Raw genomic sequence first — 7,275 nt, forward strand, 5'->3', positions numbered from 1 at the left:
GGCGCCCGACCTAGATCGAGTAGTCGAGCTCGCCTTCCAGCCAGGCGGTGATCTGCTCGGCGGCTTCGGTCGGGGAGACCTTCGTCGTATCGATGCGGATCTCGGCGGCCTCGGGGGCTGCGTCAGGGCTGTCGATGCCGGTGAAGTTCTTCTACTCCCCAGCGCGGGCCTTGTTGTAGAGGCCCTTGACGTCGCGGGCCTCGGCGACGGCCAGGGGGGTGTCGATGAAGACCTCGACGAAATCGCCTTCGGCCTGGAGGTCGCGGGCCAGCCGGCGCTCGGCGCGGAACGGCGAGATGAACGAGACCAGCACGATCAGACCGGCATCGACCATCAGCTTGGAGACCTCGGCCACGCGGCGGATGTTCTCCACCCGATCCTCGTCGGTGAAGCCCAGGTCCTTGTTCAGGCCGTGACGGACATTGTCGCCATCCAGCAGGTAGGTGTGGCGGCCGTTGGCGTGGAGCTTCTTCTCCACCAGGTTGGCGATGGTGGACTTGCCTGAACCCGAGAGGCCCGTCAGCCAGACGACCCGGCCGCGCTGACCCTTCAGCGCCGCGCGCGACGCCTTGTCGACGTCCAGGGCCTGCCAGTGGACGTTCTGGCTGCGGCGCAGGGCGAAGTGCAGCATGCCCGCCGCCACGGTGCGGTTGGAAATCCGGTCGATGAGGATGAAGCCGCCGAGGTCGCGGTTCTCACTGTAGGGGTCGAAGGCGATGGCCGCGTCGAGGCTGAGGTTGCAGACCCCGATCTCGTTGAGCTCCAGCCGCTTGGCGGCCAGGTGCTCCATGGTGTTGACGTTGACCTTGTACTTGGGCTCGGTGATCGAGGCGCCGACGGTGCGGGCGCCGACCTTCATCAGGTAGGGGCGGCCGGGCAGCATGGCCTCGTCATCCATCCAGACCAGGGTGGCCTCGAACTGGTCGGCCACCGGCGGCGGGCTTGCGGCGATGGAGATGACGTCGCCGCGGCTGATGTCGATCTCGGTGGCCAGGGTCAGGGTCACCGACTGGCCGGCCACCGCCTGATCCAGGTCGCCGTTGAAGGTGACGATGCGCTCGACGATGCTCTCGCGGCCCGAGGGCAGGGCCTTGATCTTGTCGCCGGGCTTGATGACGCCGGTGGAGATCAGGCCCGAGAAGCCGCGGAAATCCAGGTTGGGGCGGTTGACCCACTGCACCGGCATCCGGAAGGGCCGGCTCTGCAGATCGTCCTCGACCGGCAGGGTCTCCAGCAGGGCCATCAGGGGCGGGCCGTCGTACCAGGGGGCGGCTTCACTGTGCTCGGTGATGTTGTCGCCCTTCAGCGCCGACATCGGGATGGCGGTGAAGTCGGTGATGCCGATCTGGGCGGCGAAGGCGCGGTACTCGGCCAGGATGGTGTCGTAGGTTTCCCGGCTCCAGCCCACCAGGTCCATCTTGTTGATGGCCAGGATCACGTGGCGGATGCCCAGCAGGCTGACGAGATAGGAGTGGCGCCGCGTCTGGGTCAGCACCCCGCGCCGGGCGTCGATCAGGATCACGGCGGCGTCGGCGGTGGAGGCGCCGGTGACCATGTTGCGGGTGTACTGCTCGTGGCCGGGGGTGTCGGCGACGATGAACTTGCGCTTGTCGGTGGAGAAGAACCGGTAGGCGACGTCGATGGTGATGCCCTGCTCGCGCTCGGCGGCCAGGCCGTCGACGAGGAGGGCGAAGTCGATGTCGCCGCCCTGCGTGCCAACCCGCTTGGAGTCGGCCTCCAGAGCGGCCATCTGGTCGTCCAGGATCATCTTGGAATCATAGAGCAATCGGCCGATCAGGGTCGACTTGCCGTCGTCCACCGAGCCGCAGGTGATGAACCGCAGCAGGCTCTTGTGCTCGTGGGCCTGCAGATAGGCGTCGATGTCTTCAGCGATGAGGGACGACTGGTGGGTCCCGGCGGCTTGCGCGGTCATCAGAAGTATCCCTCCTGCTTCTTCTTCTCCATCGAGGCGGCCTGGTCGTGGTCGATGGCCCGCCCCTGACGCTCAGATGTGGTGGTGAGCAGCATCTCCTGGATGATCGCAGGCAGGGTGGCCGCGGTGCTCTCGACGGCGCCGGTCAGCGGGTAGCAGCCCAGGGTGCGGAACCGCACCGACTTCATCATCGGAACCTCGCCGGGCCGCATCGGCATGCGGTCGTCGTCGACCATGATCAGCATGCCGTCGCGCTCCACCACCGGGCGCTCGGCGGAGAAGTAGAGCGGCACGATGGGGATGTTCTCCAGGTGGATGTATTGCCAGATGTCCAGCTCGGTCCAGTTGGAGATCGGGAAGGCGCGGAAGTTCTCTCCGGTGGCCTTGCGGGTATTGTAGAGATGCCAGAGCTCGGGGCGCTGGTTCTTGGGGTCCCAGCGGTGCTGGGCCGAGCGGAAGGACAGCACCCGTTCCTTGGCGCGGCTCTTCTCCTCGTCGCGCCGGCCGCCGCCGAAGGCCGCGTCGAAGCCGTACTTGTCCAGCGCCTGCTTCAGGCCCTCGGTCTTCCACATGTCGGTGTGCAGCGACCCGTGGTCGAAGGGGTTGATGCCGCGCTCCCTGGCCTCGGGATTCTGGTAGACCAGCAGGTCGGCGCCCAGCTCGGCGGCCATCCGGGCGCGCATCTCGTACATCGCCTGGAACTTCCAGGTCGTGTCGACGTGCAGCAGCGGGAAGGGCAGCTTACCGGGGAAGAAGGCCTTCTGCGCCAGCCGCAGCATGACGGCGCTATCCTTGCCCACCGAGTAGAGCATCACCGGGTTCTCACACTCGGCCACCACCTCCCGGAAGATCTGGATGCTCTCGGCCTCCAGTCGCTGAAGGTGGGTGAGGGTGGCCGGAGACATCTCCGGCTTGGATGCGAGCGCGGAGACCGCCATCAGGAAACCTTGCAGTTCAACTTGGGCCAGACCTTGGCCAGGCGGGTGACTTACGAGAGGCCCGCCTGGGTTACGACAGAGAATTCCTGACAGCGTGTCGAGGAAAGGGCTACCGCCTTCGGCGTCCGAAAACCGCCACACACCTAGGGGCGATGTCCGAAAACCGCGAGACTTCATCCCTTGAGCGGCAGACTATCAGCTCATGGATATGAACGACGACGCCTGCTACCGCGCCTTCTCGATGCGAGACGCCCGTTTCGACGGTCGCATCTTCGGGGCGGTGAGAACCACCGGCATCTACTGCCGGCCAGTCTGCCCCGCCCGCACACCCAAGCGCGAGAACATCTGCTTCTACCCTTCGGCCGCGGCTGCGCAAGAGGCAGGGTTCCGGCCGTGCCTGCGCTGCCGCCCCGAGACCTCGCCGGACCTCGGCTCCTGGAAGGGCACCTCCAACACCGTCTCGCGGGCCCTGTCCCTGATCGAGCAGGGGGCGTTGGATGAGGGCGATGTGGACGGCCTGGCCGAGCGGCTGGGGGTGGGTGAGCGCCAGCTTCGCCGGCTGTTTCGCCAGCATCTGGGGGCCTCTCCCGTTGCGGTGGCCCAGACCCGCCGCGTCCTGCTGGCCAAGCAGCTGATCCACCAGACCCGCCTGCCGATGGCGGAGGTGGCCCTGGCGTCTGGATTCGGCAGCGTGCGGCGCTTCAACGAGACCTTCCAGCAGCTCTTCGACCGCCCGCCCGGCGCCCTGCGGCGCTCAGGGGCGGCCGATATCGGCGCGAACGATGGGGCGGGGACCACGATACGGCTGCCCTACCGCGCCCCCTATGACTGGGACGCCATGCTGGCCTTCTGGACCCTGCGGGCCATTCCCGGCGTGGAGACGGTTGCGAACCGCCGCTACGCCCGCCTGCTGCAGGTGGGCGACGCCCACGGCCTGGTGATCGTGGGGCAGGGGAGCGGCGACTGGCTGGACGTCACCCTGCGCTTCCCCAAGGTCCAGGCCTGGCCCGCCGTGATCGCCAAGCTGCGCCGGGTCTTCGATCTGGCCGCCGACCCGGCCCTGATCAATGGCCACCTGTCGGAGGACCCGGAACTCGCCGCCCTGGTGGCGCGGCGTCCCGGTCTGCGCGCGCCCGGCGCCTGGGATGGGTTCGAGCTCGCCGTCCGCGCGGTGCTGGGCCAGCAGATCACCGTGGTCGCCGCCCGCAACCTGGCCGGCAAGATCACCGCGGCCTACGGCGCCCCCATTCAGGACGAGGCGGCCAATGCGCTGGGCCTCACCCACCTGTTCCCGACGCCCGAGCAACTTGCGTCCGCCGATGTCGAGACCCTGGGCATGCCCCGGGCCCGTGGCCGCGCCCTGGTCTCCCTGGCGCAGGCCGCCGCCGCCGATCCTGACCTGTTTGGCATGAAGCGCAGCCTGGAGGCGGCGGTCGCCCAACTCCGCGCCCTGCCGGGCATCGGCGAATGGACCGCGCAATACATCGCCATGCGGGCCCTGCGGGAGCCGGACGCCTTCCCCCACGCCGACCTCGGCCTGCTGCGGGCCCTGGAGGACGAAGACGGACATCGTCCGACGCCCGCTGAGCTGCTGACCCGCGCCGAACGCTGGCGCCCCTGGCGGGCCTATGCCGCCTCCCATCTCTGGGCGTCCGACGCGGCGCTCGATCCCAAGATCACCAAGGACAAGTCCCATGACCAAGTCGCCGCCTGACACCCTGATCCTTGATCGCCTCGAAACCCCGGTCGGCGTCGCCCTCCTCGTGGTGGACGAGAATGGCGTGCTGCGCGCCTTCGACTTCGCCGACTATGAGACGCGCATGCGCACCCTGATGGGGCGCCACTATCCGCGCCTGGATCTCACCCGCGGCCGCGCGCCGGAGGCCCTGCGCGCGGCGGTGACGCGCTATTTCGAGGGTGACATGGACGCCTTCGCGCGCGTCGCCTGGGCCACCAATGGCACCGACTTCCAGCGCAGGGTCTGGGAGGCGCTCTGCACCATCCCGGCCGGCGAGACCCTGAGCTACAAGGGCCTGGCCGAACGGATCGGCAAGCCCAGCGCCATGCGCGCCGTGGGCCTGGCCAACGGCGCCAACCCCGTCGCTATCGTCGTGCCCTGCCACAGGGTGATCGGCGCCAATGGCAGCCTGACCGGTTACGGCGGCGGGTTGCCGCGCAAGCGCTGGCTGCTTTCCCACGAGGGCGCGGCGTTCAAGGACTCGCTCGCGGCGTGAGCCCCTTTCATCATCCCCGGCGGTCCGGGTACGCTTCGGGCCAAGCTTGTATCCGGAGGGTTCCGATGAGGTTTTCCAGCAGCGCCGCCCTGATCGCGGCCCTTTCGCTGACGTCCACCGGGGCGGCGGCCCAGTCCTGGGGCCAGAACAACGGCGGAAATTTCGGGGCCGGTCAGAACCGGGCGCCGACGGCCACCCTCTACGAGCTGCCCAACTTCCAGGGCCGGCAGATGACCGTCACGGCGACGGGGGAGAATCTGGCCTCGATGAATTTCAACGACCTCGCCCAGAGCGCCCGCCTGCAGGGACGCTGGCGGGTGTGCGAGAACTCCGGCTATCGCGGCAAGTGCCAGGATCTCAGCGGCCAGATCGCCGACCTCAACACCGTCGGCATGGGCGGGAAGATTTCCTCGCTGCAGGGCTATTTCGAGGGCGCGTGGAGCCGCGGCGGCGGATGGGGCGGCGGCGGCCCCCAGGGCGGCCAGCCCTATGAAGGCGCCACGGGCGTGCTGTTCCCCTATCCCAATGTCGTCGGGTTCGAGATCGCGGCCAACGGCTCCTCGGCCAGCGCCTATTGCCGCTCCATGAAGCTGGGGTCGTCGGCCTACTACGACTCCAGCCAGCGGGCGCGCCTGGCCCTTGATGGTGACGGGCGATACGTCGCCGAGACCTCTGTGTTGCGGGACGTATTTTGTCGTAAGCGCTAGGTTTTCGGGGCGAACAGCCTCGCGACCCCGTTACATGACGAAAATTTCACGTTACATGGCGTCGCGCCACAGCGGCGCTTGTCGTATACCGGCGATCGACGGAATCGCAACGGGCTCGGGGAGGTGTTCGACGTGCAGACATTGACCGAAATCGTCGCCGCCGTGGTGGTCCATTCCTCCGCCGTCGCCTATTCGCACTTCGGAGTCGCCATTGAGGCGCCGAAGATCGAGCACCCAGCTCCAGCCGAACGCACCATCGCGCGCACCGCGCCGCCCAAGCGCGCCGCCGTAAGGATCATGGACCGGGTTCAGAAGGCCTCGGACTGCCCTCCCCAGAAGGCGCAGGTCGTCAGAACCTGAGGCTGCGGCCGGCGCCCCATTTCGGGACTCCGCGACAATCGGTCTCCATCGGACCTGATTCCGTCCAATGACGCTTTCCGCGCGCCCGGTTCGCCGGTAATCCTTTGCTTTGGGGCGAGAATAGTTGGGCGGCGCGGAAGTTCGCGCCGGCCCGGTCGCAGGGGCGCTTGAGACAGGCCGCGAATGAAGATCAAGAAGCGGCATCCGCCGGTAGATTTCCAGAGCCTGACCGACGAGGACGCGACGCAGCGCCTGACCACGGCTGCGCCTGAGGCGACTCCGGACCTCGACCTCGCCGCCGCTGTGCCGCCTGTCGCCCCGCCCGTCGCCGAGCCGCAAGGCTCCGCGCCTCTGTCGCCGATCCCGCCCGCCGCTGACCTCGCGCCCGCCAACGTCCAGATACCGGCCCCGCGCCCTGAGCTCACGCCGGCCAAGGCGACCCGCGCCGATATTCCGTCGGCCTGGCCGATCTATCTTGCCGCCCTCGTGGTCTCGGTGCTCTGGGCCCTGGCGCCCATCGCGTTCGCTTTCGGTTATCGTCGGGCCGTGTCGCCCTTTGACTTCGACCCCTTCGCGCTCACCGTGCTCGCGGCCATGGCCGTGGGGCCAGCCGCCTTTGTCTGGATCGCCGCCTACATGATTCGCCAGGGCCAGAAGCTCGGCGCCGAGGCCAGCCGCGCCAAGCAACTGGCTGATGAGATGGTCACCCCGGCCATGTCCGCCGGCGCCCGGGCCAGCGATGTGGTCCAGGCCGTGCGCGAGGAGATCGTCCGCGCCGGAGCCGCCGCCGATGAGGCGCGCGAGACCCTGCTGGCCCTGCGCCAGGCCCTGGCCTCGGAGAGCGAGCGGCTGATTGAGGCCACCTCCACCAGCGCCCGCACCGCCACCGAACTGACCGGAGCGCTTGGCCAGGAGCGCACGCAGATGTTGAGCCTGACCCAGGCTCTGGACACCCAGGCCGGCGCTGTGGCCGACGCCATCACCAAACAGGCCCGCATGGTGGCCGAGGCCTCGGACCTGGCCGAGACGCAGCTGCGTGAGGCCGAGGCGGCGCTCGCCGCCCGGGCCGCCGACCTGGCCGCCGCCGCCGGGGAGGCCAGGTC

General features: G+C 68.6%; 5 protein-coding genes and 2 pseudogenes. 5 read left to right on the top strand and 2 right to left on the bottom strand.

Annotated elements, in window-relative coordinates; genetic code table 11:
• Positions 1–10: 10 nt before the first annotated feature.
• Both cysN and cysD read right to left on the bottom strand, forming a co-directional pair.
• Positions 11–1,933 (bottom strand): annotated as a pseudogene (gene cysN / locus AAC997_RS08735) (sulfate adenylyltransferase subunit CysN).
• Positions 1,933–2,871: a sulfate adenylyltransferase subunit CysD gene (cysD, locus tag AAC997_RS08740; RefSeq protein WP_340645309.1), complete on the bottom strand. Its 939-nt coding sequence runs from the start codon at positions 2,869–2,871 to the stop codon at positions 1,933–1,935. The pseudogene cysN and the gene cysD overlap by 1 nt, the downstream one beginning before the upstream one ends.
• Before the next feature lie 202 nt (positions 2,872–3,073).
• On the opposite strand from cysD, the gene AAC997_RS08745 reads away from it, so the two are divergent.
• From AAC997_RS08745 to AAC997_RS08765, 5 genes and pseudogenes are all read left to right on the top strand, one after another.
• Positions 3,074–4,585, top strand: coding sequence for a DNA-3-methyladenine glycosylase 2 family protein (locus AAC997_RS08745; protein WP_340645310.1), 1,512 nt, complete (start codon positions 3,074–3,076; stop codon positions 4,583–4,585).
• A complete protein-coding gene (locus AAC997_RS08750) occupies positions 4,566–5,105 on the top strand; it encodes a methylated-DNA--[protein]-cysteine S-methyltransferase (RefSeq protein ID WP_340645311.1) in 540 nt (179 codons plus the stop codon). Before AAC997_RS08745 ends, AAC997_RS08750 begins: the two co-directional genes overlap by 20 nt.
• Before the next feature lie 65 nt (positions 5,106–5,170).
• On the top strand, positions 5,171–5,812 hold the full coding sequence (locus AAC997_RS08755; RefSeq protein ID WP_340645312.1) for a beta/gamma crystallin-related protein: 642 nt from the start codon (positions 5,171–5,173) through the stop codon (positions 5,810–5,812).
• Positions 5,813–5,944: 132 nt separating this feature from the next.
• Positions 5,945–6,172 (top strand): hypothetical protein, encoded by a 228-nt coding sequence (locus AAC997_RS08760; RefSeq protein ID WP_340645313.1) that lies wholly within the window; start codon positions 5,945–5,947, stop codon positions 6,170–6,172.
• Positions 6,173–6,355: 183 nt separating this feature from the next.
• Positions 6,356–7,275, top strand: a pseudogene (locus AAC997_RS08765) (polar localization protein TipN); the annotation flags it as partial.

The organism is Phenylobacterium sp. (assembly GCF_037968635.1).
GTDB lineage: Bacteria > Pseudomonadota > Alphaproteobacteria > Caulobacterales > Caulobacteraceae > Phenylobacterium.